The sequence below is a fragment of the Chishuiella changwenlii genome (genome assembly GCF_900142565.1).
GTDB classification, from domain to species: domain Bacteria; phylum Bacteroidota; class Bacteroidia; order Flavobacteriales; family Weeksellaceae; genus Empedobacter; species Empedobacter changwenlii.
The window spans coordinates 176,586-197,712 of record NZ_FRBH01000001.1 but is presented as its reverse complement, the minus strand read 5'-3'; the positions used below and the strand labels follow the sequence as shown (position 1 = coordinate 197,712).

Genomic DNA, 21,127 nt, shown 5'->3' with positions numbered 1-21,127 from the left:
CGATGTCCGAGCTTTTTTATATTTTATTTAAATCTTACAATTTATTTGGGCAATCCCTACGGGTCAGGCTTTTCATTTCAATCTTTTATTAGCAACTTCGATACCTCAGTTTCTAAAAAAGGATTTCCATTGCAATCCTTATTGCGACCATTGTAAAAACTTACTTATTTACTTTTGCCCAAGTATCTTTTAAAGTAACTGTTCTGTTAAAAACTAATTTTTCGGCAGAAGAATCTCTATCTAAAGCAAAATATCCAATACGTTGAAATTGGAATTGATCTTCTGGTTTAGCTTCTTTTAAAGAAGGTTCTCCAAATCCTTGTTTAATTTCTAAAGAATCGTTGTTTACAAACTGTAAAAAATCAACATCTTTTTCAGCATCTGGTGCCTCAACAGTAAATAAACGATCGTATTGGCGTACTTCTATTGGTGTATTTTCTGTTGCAGAAACCCAATGTAAAGTTCCTTTTACTTTACGTTTAGAAGCCTCTGTTCCACTTCCAGATTTTGTTTCAGCATCATAAGTTGCAAAAATAGTTGTAATGTTTCCATCAGCATCTTTTTCAACTCTTTCTGCTTTTATAAAATAAGCACCTTTTAAACGAACTTCATTTCCTAAAGAAAGGCGGAAGAATTTTTTAGGAGCTTCTTCCATAAAATCTTCACGTTCTATATAAATCTCTCTTGTAAAAGGAACAATTCTAGAACCAGCATTTTCGTCCTCAGGATTATTTTCAATTTCCAAATTTTCTACTTGTCCTTCTGGATAGTTTTCTATCACAACTTTTACAGGATCAATAACAGCAAAAACACGAGGAGCAATTTTATTTAAATGATCACGAACCGAAAATTCTAATAAAGAAATATCCAATACATTATCACGTTTAGCAACACCAGCAGTATTCCAAAAGTTTTTAATAGATTCTGCAGTATATCCACGACGACGTAAACCAGAAATTGTAGGCATACGAGGATCGTCCCATCCTGTTACGATACCTTCTTGTACCAATTTCATTAATTTACGTTTACTCGTAATCATGTACGAAACATTTCCACGAGCAAACTCACGTTGTTTTGGTTTCTGAACTTGATTTTCTAATTCAACATTATTCACATACCACTCATATAAATCGCGGTGATTTTTAAATTCTAAAGAACATAATGAGTGAGAAATTCCCTCTATATAATCAGACTCTCCATGTGTCCAATCGTACATAGGATACATTTTCCATGTATCACCAGTTCTATGATGTGGACGTTTCAAGATACGATACATAACAGGGTCGCGCATGTTCATATTAGGAGAAGTCATGTCAATTTTAGCACGTAGAACGTGTGTACCTTCATCAAATTCTCCAGCTTTCATTTTTTCAAATAAAGCTAAACTTTCCTCAACAGGACGATTTCTATAAGGAGAATCGATACCTGGTTCAAAAGGAGTTTTACGTTGTTCGTTAATCAATTCAGAAGATTGATCGTCGATATATGCTTTTCCTTCTTTTATTAATTCTACAGCCCAATCGTAAAGCTGCTGGAAATAATCAGAAGCATAACGTTCTTCCGCCCATTCAAAACCTAACCATTTCACATCTTCGCGAATAGAATCTACGAATTCTTGCTCTTCTTTGTCAGGATTTGTGTCGTCAAAACGTAAGTTTACTGGAGCATTATAGCGCTGTCCTAAACCGAAGTTTAGACAAATTGCTTTTGCATGTCCAATGTGTAAATAACCATTTGGTTCGGGAGGAAAACGAAAACGTAAGTTTTCTTTTGGCATCCCGTTAGCTAAATCATCTTCAATGATTTGCTCAATAAAATTCAATGATTTTTTTTCTTCTTCCATCTTTTGTTACGATTGAGTTTGCAAAGGTACGAAATTGGGTACTAATATCGATTTAGTTTTCAAAAAATCATTATTTAGTTTTTCATACATCATGTAAAAAGTATCATGTAAAAAGTATCATGTAAAAAGTAGTGTTATATCTTATTTTCTTAAACTAAGATTATATAACTAAAACTAATTTCGAATCACGAATTTCTTACTTCCATTTAAAAAGATGTTATTTTTCAGTTGTTATTTATAAGATATTTTTTTAAATTGTAAGGAACTAATCTAACGTTATGAAAAATAAATGGCTTACTTACAGTTTAATAACTATACCGGTTTTACTTTTTGGGTATGTTTATATAAATTATTTTATTGATGATTACAGATGGGTATTTTTAGCTATTGCTGTTTTCTATTTTTATAAGAAGATGATAGATTTTTTTGTTGTCAAGTTTAAAACAGGAATACCAAATCAAGAATTATTCAAATTTTTTATTCCTTTTTATTTATCATTTAGAAAATGTTAAGTAATATGACTAGATTCTATGTTTTTCTTAATTTTTACCGAGTCAACCTTTTTATTTATATCATATTGTTATTATTAACAGTATTGATTTCAGGATTTGGTTTTGTTGATAATATTTTATTTTTTGTATTTATATCAGAATCATCTTCCTACTGTTATTATTACTATTACAGAAAAAGTGACTTTTATTTTTATCAAAATTTTAGATTTTCTAAATTTAAATTATTTGCGTTATCCGTAAGTACAACGTTCTTAATATCAGTACTAATTTTAAATTTATATTATAAATGTCTTTATTAGAAATTGATAGCATTCAGAAATCATATAATGGTAATAAAATATTAAGGTCAATAGTTTTGCATGTCAAAACAAGCGATATTGTTTCTATTATAGGAAGAAATGGTAGTGGAAAAACAACATTGTTTGATGTAATATTTGGATCAACTTCAGCGGAGCAAAAATTTGTTCGAATTGATGGTGAAGTAAAGAAAAATACATTCGAAATAAAACAAGGAATCTCATTTGCTACACAATTTAACCATTTTCCAAAAAACCTAAAAGTAAGTAAGCTTATCAACTTGTTTTTTACCGATGATTTCCAAAAAAAATTATTCTTGGATGACAATGTTATTGATGAAATTATAAAGAATAGAGTAAAAGATTTATCGTACGGAACGTTGCGCTATCTGCAAGTTAAATTATATCTTTTCTCAGATAGTAAATTTTGTATTTTAGATGAACCATTTGCTGGTTTATCACCAATATTAATTAATAAAATTTCTAATTTTATTGTAGAACAATCAAAGAATAAAGGAATTATTATTTCAGATCATCAGTTTGATTATGTAATGAACATTGCTACCAGAAATCATTACTTAAAAAACGGAGTTTTAATTGAAATTAAAGATAGGAATGATTTGATTAAAGTAGGGTATATTAAGAATTAAGAATTAAGAATTAAGAATTAAGAATTAAGAATTAAGTTGTGCCTTAAACACATTAACACATTAACACATTAACACATTAACACATTAACACTTATCCCAAATAAATTTCTAATAAACCATCAGGGATTTGAACTAACATTGCTTTTTCTTCGCGGTTAACTTCTAAAATCCATTCGTCTATCATTGGAATTAAAATCTCTTTTCCGTTTGCATCAACTTCAAAATAAGCTTGTGCAGCAGAATCATTTACAGATTTTATTGTTCCTACTTCTGTATTAGACTGATCGTAAATTGTGAATCCGATAATTTCGTGGTAATAAAAATCGGTTCCAGTTAATTGTGGTAAAGATTTTAAAGGAAGATATAATTCTCTGTTGATTAATCTATCTACAGCGTCATCTTCTACATCTTCAAACTTTACTAATAATTTATTGCCTTGATAAGGCTGTGCAGTTTCAAAAAAAAATGGAATCAGTGTACCATCTTGTTCGATGTACACTGCTTCCAAAGTATCGTATAATTCTGGTTCGTCTGTATCCAAATGAATGATTAAATTACCTTTGAAACCATGTCTCTTTGTAACTTTACCTAAATAGTAGCAATCATTTTTTGTCATTGGAACGTGTCTGAACTTTAAAATTATTCTTCTGTAGCAACTTCTTCAGTTGTACCTTCTGCTTCTTCAGCAGGAGTTTCTTCAGCTTGTGCAGCAGCTTCAACTTCTTGAGCAGCTTTTACACGAGCTTCGCTAACAGCTTTTTCAGCTTCTAATGCAGCAGCTTTATTAGCAGCAGCGTTTGAAGTTAAACCGTCTTTTTTAGCTTGAACTTTAGCATCTTTACCTTCTAACCAAGCAGCGAAACGCTTATCAGCCTCTTCTTGCGAAAATGCTCCTTTAGCAACACCTCCTAATAAGTGTTTCTTCATGTAAGCACCTTTGTAAGATAATAAAGCTTTAGCTGTGTTAGATGGTTCAGCACCTGTTTGTAACCATTTTACTGCTGCTTCAACGTTTAAAACAACTGTTGCAGGGTTAGTAATTGGGTTGTAAGTACCTAATTTTTCGATGAAACGACCATCACGTTTTGCTCTTGAGTCAGCAACTACGATGTGAAAGAATGGTTTTCCTTTACGACCGTGTCTTTGTAATCTAATTCTTGTAGCCATAATATAACTAATTTATTGTGGGAACTCGTCCCGTTTTACAAATTTGAGGTGCAAATATATGAATAATTTTGGATATTTTATATTTTAATAATCGTATAATTTGTTTTTCTAAATTTTTTTATGAAAGAGGATATGATTGGTTATTTATAAGAGAATTAAATAAGATAAATTTTTTATTAAAATAAAGGTAAATAAAATCTTGTTTAATTGTTTTAGATATCGATTTAATAAGTTGATTATGTATAATAAATCCGATAAAAATGGTTAAAACAATAATATAATTAAGTTATTAATGTATTGATATAAAATAACTTATGGTTAAAATTAAAGTATTCGTTATTCTTTTGTTGAATCCAAAATTAATATTTTAGTAATAATAATTTTAAAAATAATGATTATGAATAAAAAATTACTTTCTATTACATTTTTTACATTTCTACTTAACGTTTCTTATGCTCAGAATAAGCAAGAATTATTAGAAAAATTTAGATTACAAAAAGAAAAAAACGAAGCTCTCTTTAATAAAAAGCAAAATAAATCATTAAGAAAATTAATTGATAGAGATATAACAACTATAGTTGCAGCAACTGATCAATTTATTGTTTATAATAAATTAATTGATGATAGAGCTAATTCAGCTTCTAATATAGAAGCTTTGCAAAATGGTTTTATTAATGGTTTTTCTTTAAATGGAGAAAATATGGAGATTACAATTTTTGATGGAGGAAGAATATTATCTACTCATCAAGAATTTAGAGATTTAGATAATCCAGACCAAAACAGAATAACAGATCTAGAGAATGGAGCACAAGAATTAAATAGTCATGCAATTTTTGTGGCAGGTGTTATTGCTGGCGAAGGCTTTGTAGATGTTACATTAACGGATAGTCAGACAGGAGAACAGATACAAACACCACATATAGCAAAGGGTGTACTTCCCAAAACTAAAATTAGCAGTGCAGGTTATAATGATATAAATGGATTAAATGTTCATCAAAAAATATTGAGTTTTGGAAAACATATATCTAATCACTCTTATGCAGCAGAGTTAGGATGGAGTATTATTAGCGATCAAACACATGAAACAGGTCAAGGGTTATTATTCTCAACACCTGTAGCTTATTTATCATCACCAAACGAGACTTTATTTGGAGTATACCATGAAGCTGATTCTAATTTTGATTTAATTAGCTATCAATTTCCTACTTACACAATTGTAAAAGGTGCTGGAAATGAATATGGTTATGGTCCAGGTACTTATGCATCTTTTAATTATAACTTATATAAGGAAGATGGGATAAAATTTGAAGAAGGGGATTTAATACCTCATGATAATTGCCAAACTGGTGCATACTGTATTGGTTTAGGATCTTTAGCAAAAAATATTATTGTTGTTGGAGCAATAGATATTCCACAAACTGGAGATAATAAGGTGACTTCTTCATCAGAAATTATACATTCAAGTTATAGTAGTGCTGGACCAAGAAAAGATGGGGCAATAAAACCAGATTTAGTAGCTGTTGGTACGAGAGTAATAGGACCAACATTACCAAATAATACCTCATATATAATTGGCAGTGGAACTTCTTATTCATCTCCAAAGGTAACAGGAGTTGTAGGAGCCATAACGCAATTAAAAAGATTATTAACAGGTGATTCAACTTATTACTTCAATTCAGATGAAGTAAAAGCTTTTTTATTACATACAACACAAGAAGCAGGATTGTTTGACGGTCCAGATAATAAATTTGGTTGGGGATTATTAGATGCTAAAAAAGCTGCAGAAACTGTTTTAGCAGCACATAATAAAGAAATTGTGTTTGAACGAAATGAGAAAGTCTCTGGAATAAACTATGAGAAATTAATTACTGCTAATAATGATAAAGAACTAAAAGTGACCGTTACTTGGATAGATCCAGCAGCAAAAAATATTTTAGAAAAAATTGAAGATTTAGTACATGACACTTCTTCTAAATTGGTAAATGATTTGGATGTTAGAGTTTTTGATACCGAAACCAATGAGGAGCATTTACCTTGGAAATTAGACTTAGCTAATGTTACAGGAGCAGCTATAAAAGGAGATAACACAGTAGATAATATAGAGCAAATTCTAATTAAAAATCCTGTCGCGGGAAGAAAATATAAAGTAGTAGTTTCTAATAAAGGAGATTTAATAGATGATAATGATGCTTTATCTAATCAAAATTATACATTGTTAATTACTGGGATAACATTAGAGAATTTAAATACTGATGAGGTAAATGTAAAATCTATTACTTCTGTTTATCCAACAATAGCGAAAGACATTATTCATGTAAAAACAACAGAAAAAATTCAGAAAGTTGATGTAATAGATTTAACAGGAAAACTAGTTTTATCAACAAAAACGGATAGAGTAAATGTATCTTCTTTACCTGTAGGTGTTTATATTATAAACATTACAACAGATAAAGGCGTTACAACAAAGAAAATTGTTAAACAGTAAAATTATAATTCAATTTTTCTCATAAGCCCAATCTCTTAAAGAGATTGGGCTTATGTTTTTTATTAATAAACGTTTATTTTAGTGTAACAATAATTAAAATTAACGCTTTTTAACATGAAAAAAAATTTACTATCATTGGCAGTTATTGTATTGTCATATGGTTTTGCGACAGCACAAACAAAAGAAGAACTTAAAAAGGACTTTCATTCGGAAGTGAAAAAAAAGAATGAGTATGTACAAAGTCTTAATCAGAAAAGTAAGTCATCCTCTAACTTTCTAAATGAAAATATAGATGTAATATCAAATATCTCTGCAGATGAAATAGCAATATTAACATCAGCTGATATAAGAAGTAATTCAGCTTCTAATATTACAGAATTACAGTCTGGAGCAATAGCAGGAATTTCTATTAATGGAGAGAATATGTCTATTGCTATATTTGATGGAGGAACAGTTTTGGCAACTCATGGAGAGTTTAGAGATTTAGCTAACGCTGGAATGAGTAGAATTATAGATTTAGAAAATGGCGCACAACAAAATTCTTCTCACGCAACAAATGTTGCAGGATTTATAGCAGCAGAAGGGCGATATACATTTTTTACAATTCCTGGTGTAGCTAAGGGTGTATTACCAAAAGCAACAGTTAAGCATGCTGGTTATAGTGATACAGCTAATGGTGATAGATTTTCTAAAATAGTAGAATACGGAGAATATATCTCTAATCATTCTTATGGAGTTAATAATGGTTGGTCAAAAGAGACTGCAACAAGTGGTTCGTTAGGAGAAGGATTTTATTATCCAGTTAATACGACTCTTATGAATAATCCTAATCAAACATTATCTGGAGCTTATCAATCTAATGACCAGTCTATAGACAAGATTGTGTATGCTGACCCAAAATTTACTATTGTAAAATCTTCTGGTAATTATTACGGAACTGGACCTGGCCAAACAGATAATAAATACCGTTGGGCAGGAGGTGGATATGTTCCATTTGCTGAAGGAGAAATTGTACCCACTTCAAATTGTTATCTTGGAGCTTATTGTATTGGAAATGGTTCTTTGGCAAAAAATATTATTGTTGTTGGAGCAATAGATATACCTGCTACAGATGATAACAAAGTAGACTCTCCTTTTCAAATTATTAGATCAAGTTACAGTAGTGTTGGTCCACGTAAAGATGGAGCAATTAAACCAGATTTGGTTGCTGTAGGAACAAGTGTTATAGCACCAACAATTAGTTCAACAAATCCAGCGTCTATATCAACATCAACTAGAGGTAATGGTACATCTTACTCTGCACCAATTGTTACTGGAGCAGTAGGAGCTTTAACACAATTAAAAAGACAGTTGATTAATGATCCTGGCTATTACTTTTTTTCTGATGAAATAAAAGCTTTATTAATACATACAGCTATAGAGGCTGGAAATTTCGAAGGGCCAGATAATTGGTATGGTTGGGGATTATTGGATGCTAAAAAGAGTGCAGAATTAATTCTCGCATTACATAATGGAGAGAACTTTATGAATAGAAAAATGAAAATTTCAGGAATAGATGATGAAGAAATTTTTTCTTCTAATGGAGAAGAATTAAAAGTTACAATTTCTTGGATAGATCCTGCGGCAGATTTTATGTCATCAACATTAGGTCGTATGGATGATATATCTTCTAAGTTAGTAAATGATTTGGATGTTAGAGTTTTTGATACCGAAACCAATGAGGAGTATTTACCTTGGAAATTAGACTTAGCTAATGTTACAGGAGCAGCTGTAAAAGGAGATAATACAGTAGATAATGTAGAACAAATTCTAATAAAAAATACAGTTGCTGGTAGGAAATATAAAATTATTGTATCAAATAAAAGTGATTTGATTAATCACGAAGGTAAATCTTCAAATCAAGATTATACATTATTGGTTACGGGAGCAAAATTAGAAAGTTTAAATACTGATGAGGTAAATGTAAAATCTGTTACGGCTGTTTATCCAACATTAGCGAAAGATATTGTTAACATAAAAACGACAGAAAAAATTAAAAAAGTTGATGTAATAGATTTAACAGGAAAATTAATTTCTACAACAAAATCGGATAGAATAAATGTTTCTTCTTTACCTGTAGGTGTTTATATTATAAACATAACAACGGATAAAGGTATTACAACTAAAAAAATTGTTAAACAGTAAAGTTTTTAGTAAACATTAAATAAAACTTCAATAGCTTAGCTATTGAAGTTTTTTATATAATTACATGAATAAACAAGATATTTTAACAGCGACACAAGCTTATATTAGAAAAACCTTCTTAGAAGAAGGAACAGGACACGATTACTTTCATATAGAACGAGTTGTAATAAACGCGAGAAAGATTTTAGAAAAAGAGAATGCAGATCCATTTTTGGTAGAATTAGCAGCTTGGGTACACGATGTCGGAGATTATAAATTACATGATGGAGTTGATAAATCAAAAGAATTAATTACTCAATTTTTACAATCTTTAAATGTGGATGAAGAAACAATTGAGCGAGTAAATGAAATTGTTTCTCAAGTGTCTTTTAGTAAAGGAAATGTACCAACATCTATTGAAGCTGAAATTGTACAGGATGCTGATAGGTTAGATGCGATAGGTGCTGTTGGAATTGCACGTTGTTTTGCTTACGGGGGTAGTGTAGGAAATATTTTATATAATCCTGAAGATCAGTCGAAAAATGCTTCTAGTGTGCAACATTTTTATGATAAATTATTTACCTTAAAAGAGTTAATTAATACTAAAACAGCAAAAGATATTGCCGAAGAACGTCATGCTTACATGGAAAATTTTATACAACAATTTTATCGTGAAGTAAAAATGTAAATAATAAGTAAATGAATAAAACATTCTCCTTCTTTTTAATTTTAATACTGCTTTTTGGATGTACTTCTGTTCGTGAATATAATAAACATATTGACGAGGATATTGCTGTAAAAGATTTAAAGAAGGATGTTGATTTTGTTTACAAAAAATTAAAACGTTATCATGCTAAACTAGATTTATATCAATCGAAAAAGTCAATCGATTACAAGTTTGATAGTTTAAAGAATACAATAAATAAACCATTAACTCCAAATGAACTGTATTTAAAACTATTTCCAATTTTTAGAAGTTTAAAACATGGACATACAGATGTTTATCCTTTGTATAAAAAGTTAACTAAAAAGGAATTAAAGAAATATAAAGAATCTAAATCCGTATTCCATAATTATAGTTTCTTCTTTGAAAATGATTCTATTTTTTTAGTAAAAGATTTTTCTAAAACTAATCCAATTAATTCGGGAGCTGTACTCTTATATATTGATAATGTTTCGGTAGAAGATTTAATAAAAAAATATAAACCAAGTGTTTATGGAGATGGAAATAATAAAACATTTTCTAACAATTTATTTGGCAGAACATTTCTAAATTATATTACGTTAGAACAAGGAATAAAGGATTCTGTTGAATTGACATTTTTAATGGGAGATAAAATTCTTAGTAAAAAAACATTTAGAGAGTTTCCAAAGGTTAAGACAAAGGAAGAGAAAAGTATAAAACCTGTTGATACTATTTCTAAAACAGTAAAGCGTCAAATAAAGTTAAAACAAAAAAAGTATGGTTATAGTAAATCAACAAAGCGATATTCTAAAAACCTAACTTTCCCAACAAATGATAGTACAATTGCTGTATTAAAAATTACTGATTTTAGAAAAGGGAAAATACGTAGGCTTTACAAAGAAGTTTTTACTGATATAAAAAATAATAACGTACAGAATTTAATTTTAGATATAAGAAATAATGGAGGAGGTTTTGTAAAAGATGCTCACTATTTGTATGCTTATTTAGTAGATGATTCTGATAAATTCTTAGGAAAAAAAATTGTTGCGAATAAAACATCATTTGGTAAGTCGATGTATAATCTTTTTCCTGTAGCCTCTTATCCATTTTTATGGATTGGTTCTGGGTATTCTTATTTTTCAACATTTAAAAATGATGAGAATGAATATGAGTTACACATGCCGTTTTCTTTTACAAAAATTGAGAAAGATTTGGTTTATAATGGTAATTTATATGTTATAATAAATGGAGGTTCTTATTCTGCATCAGCATTAATAGCTGCTAATCTTAACGAAAATAAAAGAGGTTTTTTTGTGGGAGAAGAAACAGGAGGGGATTATAATGGAACTGTGGCTGGCTTAATGCCAAAATTTACTTTACCACATTCTAAATTAAAAATTTCTGTAGGAACAGTTTATCTATCTCCAATTAAACAAAGAATAGAGCTTGGGCATGGCGTTTACCCAAATAAAGAAATAAAACCAACATTAGATTCTAGAAGAAAAAATAGGGATATTGAGTTAGAATGGATTTTACAGGATATAAAAAATGGAAATAAAGTGCTGAAAAATTCTAATTAATCTTTTTTAATGTACAATGTAAAAAGTATAATGTAAAGAGTAAAATGTACAAAGTTTAACTTGTAAATAAGAATAACTATTTATATTGCTCGTTTTTTATTGGGGAGAAAATGACATGATTATTTTACAAAAGTAACTTTCCTACTAGAAGTTACTTTTGTAAAATACTTTTGATTTAACGACTCGTGCAAAAACGAGCTTAGCGAGTGGATGTTAAATTATCAATCGTTTTTTTCTTGAATAATGTGTCCAATGTTACTGCAATAGCACCGTCTCCAGTTACATTTCCTGCAGTACCGAAACTATCCATTGCAATATATAGCGCAATCATTAAAGCTTGGTTTTCTGGACTAAATCCTAACATGGAAGCAATAATTCCAATTGCAGCCATAATAGCCCCACCAGGAACGCCTGGTGCTGCAACCATTGCAATACCTAACATCATCATAAAACCAAGAAATTGTATAAAATTAATTTCCATTCCTTGTATTAACATTAAAGCTAAACAGCAACTTACAATTTTTAACATAGAACCAGATAGATGAATTGTTGCACATAATGGAACTGCAAAACTGGCAATTTCATCCCGAACCCCGATCTTTTTTACTTGTGCTAATGTTATAGGAATTGTAGCAGCAGAAGATTGTGTTCCTAATGCTGTGAAATAAGCTGGTAGCATTAATTGCATCATTTTTAAAGGATTCTTTTTTGCAATGATTCCTGCAATTATAAACTGGATAGTTAATAGTGTAACATGTAAGATAAATATAATACCAATTATTTTTAAGAAGACATTTAAAATGGTTACAACTTGCCCAGAGTAAGACATGTTTAAGAAAATACCGAAAATAAAAATAGGTAATAATGGAATAATTAAATGTTGAATTAAATAGGTAATAATCTCCTCGAAATTATCAGCTAATTTTCCGAAAGTAGAATCTTGTAAACGAGATAATCCAATTCCGAATAAAAATGAAAATACTAAAGCTGGCATAACAGCAAAAAATGGAGGAAACTCAATAGAAAAATAGGGCGCAAATTCTTTTGCTTTTTCTCCTAAATTTATTTGTTCTGTTTGATTTTCTAATAGACTAGGGAAAATAGACATACTTGCTGAATAGCCCAGTAAGCCCGCAAAAATAGTAGAGCCATAAGCTATAAGAACGGTTACTAATAGTAGTTTCCCTGCGGTTTGTCCCAATCTTCCTATGGACGGAACAATTAAACCAACAATAATTAATGGAATAAGAAAATTAAGTAATTCGCTGAAAAAACTATTGAAAGTGATAAATATTCGACCAATAGTTTCTGGTATAATTCCACCGAGTAATATTCCAAGCACAATTGCGAGGATAACTTTAAAGAGTAAGTTGTTTTTAAGTTTATTCATCTTCAAATGTATAAACTATTTTTTACTTAAATATTTTTTAAATACTTATCAAATATTTAATTATGAGTAACCTACAAAAAATTATTTTTTATGTAGATTACGTGTTAATTTTATAGAAAGATCTAATAAAATTATTTTAGAATTTCCATTTCTATCGATATGATAAGAAGCCTCATTAATTTCATTAAGAATATCTTCTATATTAGCTCCATTTATAAAAGGTGCAAAACCTTGCCATTTAAAACCTTCTGCATTTATTTCTAAAAAAACTAAATCATCTGTTTGATAAGTTTTAAGTAAGGCTTGTCTAAAAATTTCAGCGCAATAATTTAAAAAATCTTTTTGCTCGTTTCTCGACCAAGAAGCGATTTGGTTAGACCAATCAATCAAATCTTTTAAAACAGTAGGTGTTTTGGCTGCCATAAACGCTTTTCTTACCCATGTAACAAAATAGGTGTCGAATAAATGCTCATCATCTGTTAATTGGTGTAATGCTTCTCTTAAATTTCCTTGAGCTAAAAATGAAACATGTTGCGCCTTTTGTGGAGAAATTCCTTTCTCATTAATCAGGAAATCATTAATATCAGTTTGAGACAATTTTGGGATTTTAACCAATTGACAGCGAGAAGTAATAGTTTGCAAAAGTAAATCTTCTCTTTCTGTAACCAATAAGAATAAAGTTTTCTGTGGAGGTTCTTCAATAATTTTCAATAATTTATTTGCTGCTGCAATTGTCATTGTTTCTGGTTGCCAAATAATCATTATTTTGTATCCACCTTCATAACTATTTAAAGCAAGTGTTTTTATAATTTCATCCGCTTCATCTACAGGAATTACACCTTGTTTTTTGGCTATACCTAAATGAGACATCCAATCGGTTAAATTTCCGTATGCATTTTCTTGTAAGAAACTTCTCCAATCATTTAATAAATATTTTGCCAGAGGTTTTTTTACAGCATCGGTTGCTGAGTAAGGGAATGCAAAATGTAAATCTGGATGTTGAAGTTTATCTACTTTTAGGTTACTTTGGTCGCTATTTACATTAGACAGAACTTCTCTTGCATATGCAATTGCCAGAGGCAAAGTGGCAGAACCTTCTGGTCCCGAAAACAGTTGAGCATGACTAATTCTATTGTCTTTTATTGACTGTTGAAGCTTCTCTTTTACTTCTTTTTGACCAATTATATTCTCCCAATGCATGAGCCAAAATTACTATTTTTTATTCTTATACACATCAAAATATTTTAAGATAAATACTTATTATTGTTTGTTCTTTTTTTGATAATATAAATTTGCTGTCACCAAAAAATTATAAACAAAAACCTTATTATGAAAAGAATATTAATTCCTTTTTGTATTGTTCTATCTGCTTATGCAGTGGGACAAGTAGGTGTAAATACCTCTACACCAGAAGCAACATTAGATGTTGTAACAAAAAATATAACAGATAAAGTTTTAAAATTATCTACAGTATCAAATAATGCTACAAATAGAATAGCTGATATTAATTACGAAAAAGGTTCTCCTTTATATATAGATGATAATGGTTATGTATATAAAGCATACTCTCCTTCAAATTTAAATGGTGTTTCTGGAGTAGCTGATGGTAATTATGTTCTTACAACTGCATGGAAAACTATTTATACATTACCACATAATGGATCAATTTTAGATTTTAGCTTTTTTACTAATTTTAGTTTTGGATCAGGAGGAAGCTCATTAATATCAGGTAAAGTTTCAGTAGGAAATGGAACAGGAATTAATATTTATACGTATAGTTCTAGTGTTCTACCAATTAAAGAAATATCAAATAATTTAACAAAACTAACTTCAATAAATTTTAATTCTGGAGCAGGATTACAATTTCAATTAAATGGAAACACTCTACAGGCAAGATTAAGTCAACCTTCTGTGAATAATTCTTTTATAGAGATTTATGGAAGTACAGTAACAAAAACACAATAAAAAAATACTTAATCTAAAATAATTTTAGACATTTTTATAATAATAAATTAATTATTGTATTTATATCGTCAAACTAAATAATACAACTTATATGAAAAGAATATTGATTACTTTTTGTCTTACTCTATCTCTTTATGGATATGGGCAAATGGGTATCAACACATCTACACCACAAGCAATGTTAGATGTTGTAACATCCACTACAACGGATAAAGTTTTAAAACTATCTACAGTATCAAATAATACTACGAATAGAATAGCTGGGATTAATTACCAAAAAGGTTCTCCTTTATATATAGATGATAATGGTTATGTATATAAAGCATATTCTCCTGTATCTTCAGTTGGTGTTTCTGGAGTAGCTGATGGTAATTATGTTCTTACAGCTGAATGGAAAACTATTTATACTTTACCTCATATTGGATCAAATTTAGATTTCAGTTTTTTTACCAATTTTAGTTTTGGAGCTAAAAGAAGCTCATCATTAGCAGGTAAAGTTATGGTAGGCAATGGAACAGGAATAAATATTTATATGTATAATTCTAGTGTTGTACGAGTTACTGGACTATCAAATAATTTAACAAGACAAACTTCAATAGATTTTGCTTCTGGAGCAGGTTTACAATTTCGATTAAATGGAATGAGTTTACAAGCTAGATTAAGTGAATCTATTCTTACAGACTCTTCTTTAACTATTTATGGGAGTACAGTAACAAGAATTCAATAAAATAGATGAAGAAAAAATTAAGATGAGATAAATCTTTTTAATAGATTTATCTCATCTAATTATAGAATACTGAATTTTTATATAAATGATTATTTATTAGCCATACAGTTGATTAATAAAGAGTTTTAACAATTTTTAGGTCAAGTTTAAGTTTTTTTACTTTTTAACATTATTGTTTGTTATGTATATTTGCACCACCAAACTACATAATAAAACCTATGAAAAGATTATTCATTACTCTTTATCTTGTTCTATCTACATATGGATTAGGACAAGTAGGTGTAAATACCTCTACACCACAAGCAACATTAGATGTTGTGACGCCAACTGTAACAGACAAAGTTTTAAAATTATCTACAGTAACAAATAATGTTACAAATAGTTTAAGTGATATTAATTACGCCAAAGGGGCTCCATTGTATATAGATGATAATGGCTATGTGTATAAAGTTTACACACCAGCAGCAGCGCTTGGACTTTCTGGTGTTGCTGATGGTAATTTTACTATTACAACAGCTTGGAGTACTCTTTATACTTTACCGTTTAGTGGCTCAATTTTAGATTTCAGTTTTTATACAAACTTTAGCTTTGGTGCAGCTTCTAGAGCTTTAATAGCGGGTAGAGTATCAGTTGGGACAGGGACAGGTATAAATATTTATGGACATAATTCTAGTGTTTTACCAATAACAGGACTATCTAATAATTTAACAGCAGAAACTTCAATAAATTTTGCTGCTGGTGCAAGTTTACAATTCCGATTAAATGGAATGGATCTACAAGCTAAGTTGAGTGAATCGATTCCTAGTGATTCTTTTTTAACTATTTACGGAAGTAATGTTACAAGAACTCAATGAAATTGATGAAGAAAAAATTAAGATGAGATAAGTTTTTTTAAGATATTTATCTCATTTAAATCAGCTATTTCAGAATTTATCATAGCAGATGAATGAAAATATTGAGCTTTGGTACTATCGTCTATTTCTTTAATATTTGTAGAACGTAATCCGCCACCAGGCATAATTGTAATTTGTTCTTTCGCTTTTTCAACTAAAGTTTTTAAAGTATATTTTCCTTCATATACATTATTGCTTAAGCCAGATGTGAGTATTGTTTTAAAACCTAAATCAATTACTTTTTCTAATGATATTAAAGCATCCGAAGTTCTATCGAAGGCACGATGGAAAGTACATGGATAAGGTTTAGCAAGTTCAATTAACTCTTTATTTCTATAAAAGTCAATTTCATTATTCTTATCTAATATTCCAAAAACAAATCCATTAATGTTGAGATTTTTAATTGTATTGATTTCTGTTTTCATTTGTTCAAATTCTGCATCAGAATAATAAAAATCTCCACCTCTTGGGCGTATCATAATTACAATTTCTTTTTCTGTTGCGGCTCTTAATATTTCTATCTCTTCTAAAGGTGGTGTAATTCCTCCTGCAGAAGCATCTGCACAAAACTCTATTCTATCTGCATTAGATGTTGAAGCAATTAATGCAGATTCGAGGTTAAAGCAAGCGATTTCTAATTTTTTCATTTTTCTATAGATTTTCCATCAATTAAACGATTTCCGTTTTGATCATAGACAGCAAAGTTAAAACCTGGGTGAATACAATAAGAACCATATTCGCCTTGTTTATTAATTGCTATAAAACCAACTTGAATATTTTTTAGGTCTTTCTTTCGTGATTTAGTTAATTTTATAATTCGATGTACAGCTTCTTTACAAGCATTTTCTGGAGAGTATCCTTGCCTCATTAACTCTACAACTAAATGACTTCCGGCAATTCTAATCACTTCTTCACCATGTCCTGTTGCAGTTGCGGCACCAATTTCATTGTCAACATACAAACCTGCACCAATAATAGGAGAATCTCCAACACGACCATTCATTTTATAAGCCATTCCAGAAGTTGTACAAGCACCAGAAAGATTTCCATGTGCATCTAAGGCGATCATTCCAATTGTATCATGATTTTCTATGTTAATAGGTAACTGATAGTTTGTATCTTTTAACCACTCTTTCCATTCTTTCTCGGAAACCTCTGTTAAAAGATTCTCTTTCTTGAAACCTTTTTCCAAAGCAAATTGTAATGCTCCATTCCCTACTAACATAACATGTGGCGTATCTTCCATTACTTTTCGAGCAACAGAAATAGGATGTTTTATATATTCCAAACAAGCAACAGAGCCAATATTTGCTTCATTATCCATTATGCAGGCATCAAGTGTAACCTTTCCATCTCTGTCTGGTCTTCCTCCATAACCAACACTTCGTTCGTTTGGATCAGCTTCTACAATTTTTACACCTTGCTCTACAGCATCTAAAGCAGTTCCTTTATTATTTAAAACTTTCCAAGCTTCTTTATTGGCTTCCATTCCAAAACGCCACGTAGATAAAACAATTGGTTTATTAACTTTTATGGAAGATTTGTTTGTATTTAAAGGTGATTTAGCATTTAAATAAAGCCGAGAAGTACCTAAAAGTAATCCTAATGCTCCTAGTTTTTTTATAAAATTTCTTCTGTTGTTCATGTGTTTGTTACTATCACTTAGTGTATCTAACAAATATAAAAATATATAAGTTTAAAAATAAGCTCATTATTACTTTTAGAAATAATAATCATTTTTTCTGTTTACCTTTTTTCGTAAATTTATCATTCGTTAATCTAATGATATGCAAACTGATGTTTTAACTAAAATATTAAAAAATAGATCTATTAACCCAACCGCTATGCGTTTGTTGGTTTTAGATCAATTAATGAATACTAAAGTTGCATTAAGTTTAGCTGATTTAGAGATAGAAATGGATCAAGCAGACAGAGTAACAATCTATAGAACGTTAAAAACATTTGAAGAAAATAAATTAATTCATTCTATAGAAGACGGAACGGGCTCTATAAAATATGCCTTGTGCGAATCTAACTGTAAATGTACGCCAGAATTTACACATGCACATTTTCATTGTAATGATTGCAATAGAACATATTGTTTAAAAAATATTCATCTTCCAGAAGTAGAACTTCCTCAAAATTTTAAAGCAGAACAATCATCATTTGTCTTAAAAGGCGTTTGCGATTTTTGTAAAGTTTAAGGTTTATTTCAAACTTTGCAACCTGATTGCAGAAGTCGCATAATAACTTTGTCGTAGTAAATTAATTATTATGTCAAATTGTAAAAGTTGTTGTGGAACAGATGATCATATTCACGTTCAGGGTGAACATTCTCATGAACACGAACATAATCATTCTAACAGTAAACTTTTCCTAGGGATTAGTTTAGTTGTGTTTTTTTCAGGATTAATCATTCAATATATAATAAAATTACCTTGGTTTCTAGAACAAGAAATCGTTCGTTTAATATGGTTTGGTATATCCTATATTCTAGTTGCTTATCCTGTTTGGAAAGAAGCATTTGGATTAGCAAAAAAACTAGATTTTTTTAATGAATTTTCTTTAATGGGAATTGCAACATTAGGTGCATTTATTATTGGTGAATATCCAGAAGGTGTTGCAGTAATGTTGTTTTATACAATTGGAGAAATGTTTCAGGAAGCGGCTGTTAATAAAGCAAAATCAAATATTAAAGCTTTATTAGATGTTCGTCCAAATACTGCACATGTTCTAAGAAACGGAAATTTTGAAACGATAGAACCAAATAATGTTGAAATCGGAGAAACTATTCAAGTAAAAGTTGGTGAAAAAGTACCGTTAGATGGTATATTAATTTCAACGAAAGGAAGTTTTAATACTTCTGCATTAACAGGAGAAAGTAAACCTTCTACTTATAAAAAAGATGAGGTTGTATTGGCAGGAATGCTGAACCTAGAAAATGTTGTTGAAATAAAAACGACAAAAAAGTTTGACGATAGTTCTATTGCAAAAATACTTAAAATGGTTCAAGAAGCTACTTCTCGTAAGGCACCAACAGAACTATTTATAAGAAAGTTTGCGAAAATTTATACACCCATCGTTTTTTTCTTAGCATTGGCATTGGTTGTTATTCCATTCTTTATTGTAGATGATTATGTTTTTAGAGATTGGTTATATCGTGGTTTAGTTTTCCTTGTTATTTCTTGTCCATGTGCATTGGTTATTTCAGTTCCCTTAGGATATTTTGGAGGAATTGGAGCAGCTTCTCGTAATGGTATTTTAGTAAAAGGGTCTAACTTTTTAGATTTAATAGCTAAAGTGAATACTGTTGTTATGGATAAGACAGGAACATTAACAGAAGGTATTTTTGAGGTGCAGAAAATTGAAACAACATATAATGAAGAAGAGTTTCTAGATTATGTTGCTGCATTAGAAAAACAATCTACACATCCTATTGCAAAAGCAATTGTTACTAGACATTCATCACTCTTTAATGCGATAGATGTTGAAGAAATTTCAGGTAAAGGTTTAAAAGGTAATGTGAATGATAAGATTGTTTTAGCTGGAAATGCTAAATTATTAGACCATTTTTCAATTTCATATCCATCAGAAATAGATGCTATAGTAGAAAGTATAGTTGTTGTCGCGATTAACAACGAATATGCTGGATACATTACTATTGCAGATAAAATAAAAGATGACGCCAAAGAAGCGATTAAAAAAATGAAAAATTTAGGCGTTCAGCAAACGATTATGTTGAGTGGAGATAAAGATACCATAACACAAAAAGTAGCGAAAGAAGTTGAAATAGACCTTGCTTTTGGAGGTTTATTACCTGAAGGAAAAGTTGAAAAAGTAGAACAATTAAAACAAAATAAAAACAATGTAATTGCATTTGTTGGAGATGGAATAAATGACGCACCAGTTTTAGCGTTGTCCGATGTTGGTATTGCAATGGGAGGTTTAGGAAGCGATGCTGCAATAGAGACAGCAGATATCGTTATACAAACAGATCAACCATCTAAAATTGGAACAGCAGTAAAAATTGGTAGAGAAACTAAGAAAATTGTTATTCAGAACATAATACTTGCGATGAGCGTAAAAGGTATCGTTTTATTATTAGGAGCAGATGGAATAGCAAATATGTGGGAAGCTGTTTTTGCAGATGTTGGTGTTGCTTTTTTAGCAATATTAAATGCAGTGAGAATTCAACGAATGAATTTTAAATAGTGAATTTGTTTAGATTTTTCAGTATTGTATTTTCATTGTTTAGCTAATTTTCGTTTTTGTATCAAGACAAAAATGAATGTAAAAATAAAACTATATTATTAATAAATATTTAAAGACTTTTAGTAAAACAAAGCCTATTCTCATTTAAGAATAGGCTTTGTTTTTATATAAATTTATTTTTTCTTGGACTTTAATTGAAAAACATTCCCTTCTGGATCAATACCATCACATAGCCAATAATTATAATTTTCGAATGTTTTTATCTCTCTCATTTCAACCTTTCTCGAAATAAGTTCATTTCTTGCAGCTTCTATATCAAGATCAATTTCAAATACAATTTTTGTATTATTATCAAAGTCTTGATAAAGATTTACTTTCTCAAGATATTGATCTCCTATTTTATGGAGACCAATATTAATAGATCCAGCATTTAATAATACCCAAATTTCATCTTCTTCTATGGTTTTTAAATTAAAATTTTCAACATAGAAATTTTGAAGCTTTTTTACATCTCTTACATAAAAAATAATGGTATCTAATTTTATATTCATTTGTGTTT

Annotated in this window: 18 protein-coding genes; 10 read left to right on the top strand and 8 right to left on the bottom strand. The window is 29.7% G+C overall.

What is annotated here, in order from left to right; all coding sequences use genetic code 11:
- Nucleotides 1-160: 160 nt before the first annotated feature.
- A complete protein-coding gene (locus BUA86_RS00920; RefSeq protein WP_072928987.1) occupies nt 161-1,843 on the bottom strand; it encodes a glutamine--tRNA ligase/YqeY domain fusion protein in 1,683 nt (560 codons plus the stop codon).
- A 798-nt stretch (nt 1,844-2,641) separates the two neighbouring features.
- Here BUA86_RS00920 and BUA86_RS00910 point away from each other — a divergent pair.
- Nucleotides 2,642-3,301 carry an ATP-binding cassette domain-containing protein gene (locus tag BUA86_RS00910; RefSeq protein WP_072928983.1) on the top strand — a complete coding sequence of 220 codons (660 nt, stop codon included), beginning with the start codon at nt 2,642-2,644 and terminating at the stop codon, nt 3,299-3,301.
- Nucleotides 3,302-3,392: 91 nt separating this feature from the next.
- On the opposite strand, the gene rimM is transcribed toward BUA86_RS00910, so the two are convergent.
- Together rimM and BUA86_RS00900 are read right to left on the bottom strand one after the other, a co-directional pair.
- Entirely contained in the window at nt 3,393-3,917 is a 525-nt protein-coding gene (rimM, locus tag BUA86_RS00905; protein ID WP_072928981.1) for a ribosome maturation factor RimM, read from the bottom strand.
- Between the two features lie 23 nt (nt 3,918-3,940).
- Complete coding sequence (locus tag BUA86_RS00900; RefSeq protein ID WP_072928979.1) at nt 3,941-4,468, bottom strand: 30S ribosomal protein S16; 528 nt, start codon at nt 4,466-4,468, stop codon at nt 3,941-3,943.
- 397 nt (nt 4,469-4,865) lie between these two features.
- Between BUA86_RS00900 and BUA86_RS00895 the strand changes: the two genes are divergently transcribed.
- From BUA86_RS00895 to BUA86_RS00880, 4 genes are all read left to right on the top strand, one after another.
- Nucleotides 4,866-6,953, top strand: a complete 2,088-nt coding sequence (locus BUA86_RS00895) for a S8 family peptidase (protein ID WP_178300385.1) — start codon at nt 4,866-4,868, stop codon at nt 6,951-6,953.
- Between the two features lie 114 nt (nt 6,954-7,067).
- Nucleotides 7,068-9,137 (top strand): S8 family peptidase, encoded by a 2,070-nt coding sequence (locus BUA86_RS00890; protein ID WP_072928975.1) that lies wholly within the window; start codon nt 7,068-7,070, stop codon nt 9,135-9,137.
- Between the two features lie 64 nt (nt 9,138-9,201).
- On the top strand, nt 9,202-9,804 hold the full coding sequence (locus BUA86_RS00885; protein WP_072928973.1) for an HD domain-containing protein: 603 nt from the start codon (nt 9,202-9,204) through the stop codon (nt 9,802-9,804).
- An 11-nt stretch (nt 9,805-9,815) separates the two neighbouring features.
- A complete protein-coding gene (locus BUA86_RS00880) occupies nt 9,816-11,381 on the top strand; it encodes a S41 family peptidase (RefSeq protein ID WP_072928971.1) in 1,566 nt (521 codons plus the stop codon).
- A gap of 199 nt (nt 11,382-11,580) precedes the next feature.
- Here BUA86_RS00880 and BUA86_RS00875 read toward each other — a convergent pair whose 3' ends face one another.
- Nucleotides 11,581-12,771, bottom strand: coding sequence for a dicarboxylate/amino acid:cation symporter (locus BUA86_RS00875; protein WP_072928969.1), 1,191 nt, complete (start codon nt 12,769-12,771; stop codon nt 11,581-11,583).
- 81 nt (nt 12,772-12,852) lie between these two features.
- Nucleotides 12,853-13,971: a DNA polymerase III subunit gene (locus BUA86_RS00870; RefSeq protein ID WP_072928967.1), complete on the bottom strand. Its 1,119-nt coding sequence runs from the start codon at nt 13,969-13,971 to the stop codon at nt 12,853-12,855.
- A gap of 129 nt (nt 13,972-14,100) precedes the next feature.
- Between BUA86_RS00870 and BUA86_RS00865 the strand changes: the two genes are divergently transcribed.
- The 3 genes from BUA86_RS00865 to BUA86_RS00855 all read left to right on the top strand — a co-directional run bounded on the left by BUA86_RS00865 (nt 14,101) and on the right by BUA86_RS00855 (nt 16,317).
- The gene (locus BUA86_RS00865; protein WP_072928965.1) at nt 14,101-14,736 is read left to right on the top strand and encodes a hypothetical protein; all 636 of its coding nucleotides are present in this window, start codon (nt 14,101-14,103) and stop codon (nt 14,734-14,736) included.
- 91 nt (nt 14,737-14,827) lie between these two features.
- Nucleotides 14,828-15,463 carry a hypothetical protein gene (locus BUA86_RS00860; protein ID WP_143147209.1) on the top strand — a complete coding sequence of 212 codons (636 nt, stop codon included), beginning with the start codon at nt 14,828-14,830 and terminating at the stop codon, nt 15,461-15,463.
- A gap of 218 nt (nt 15,464-15,681) precedes the next feature.
- The gene (locus tag BUA86_RS00855; protein ID WP_072928961.1) at nt 15,682-16,317 is read left to right on the top strand and encodes a hypothetical protein; all 636 of its coding nucleotides are present in this window, start codon (nt 15,682-15,684) and stop codon (nt 16,315-16,317) included.
- Between the two features lie 17 nt (nt 16,318-16,334).
- Here BUA86_RS00855 and BUA86_RS00850 read toward each other — a convergent pair whose 3' ends face one another.
- Both BUA86_RS00850 and BUA86_RS00845 read right to left on the bottom strand, forming a co-directional pair.
- Complete coding sequence (locus tag BUA86_RS00850; RefSeq protein WP_072928960.1) at nt 16,335-17,003, bottom strand: copper homeostasis protein CutC; 669 nt, start codon at nt 17,001-17,003, stop codon at nt 16,335-16,337.
- Nucleotides 17,000-18,001 (bottom strand): isoaspartyl peptidase/L-asparaginase family protein, encoded by a 1,002-nt coding sequence (locus BUA86_RS00845; protein ID WP_072928958.1) that lies wholly within the window; start codon nt 17,999-18,001, stop codon nt 17,000-17,002. The genes BUA86_RS00850 and BUA86_RS00845 overlap by 4 nt, the downstream gene beginning before the upstream one ends.
- 142 nt (nt 18,002-18,143) lie before the next feature.
- On the opposite strand from BUA86_RS00845, the gene BUA86_RS00840 reads away from it, so the two are divergent.
- Together BUA86_RS00840 and BUA86_RS00835 are read left to right on the top strand one after the other, a co-directional pair.
- Nucleotides 18,144-18,560 (top strand): Fur family transcriptional regulator, encoded by a 417-nt coding sequence (locus BUA86_RS00840; protein ID WP_072928956.1) that lies wholly within the window; start codon nt 18,144-18,146, stop codon nt 18,558-18,560.
- 70 nt (nt 18,561-18,630) lie between these two features.
- Entirely contained in the window at nt 18,631-20,568 is a 1,938-nt protein-coding gene (locus BUA86_RS00835) for a heavy metal translocating P-type ATPase (protein ID WP_072928954.1), read from the top strand.
- A gap of 173 nt (nt 20,569-20,741) precedes the next feature.
- On the opposite strand, the gene BUA86_RS00830 is transcribed toward BUA86_RS00835, so the two are convergent.
- Nucleotides 20,742-21,119 (bottom strand): VOC family protein, encoded by a 378-nt coding sequence (locus BUA86_RS00830; protein ID WP_072928952.1) that lies wholly within the window; start codon nt 21,117-21,119, stop codon nt 20,742-20,744.
- Between the last annotated feature and the right edge of the window lie 8 nt (nt 21,120-21,127).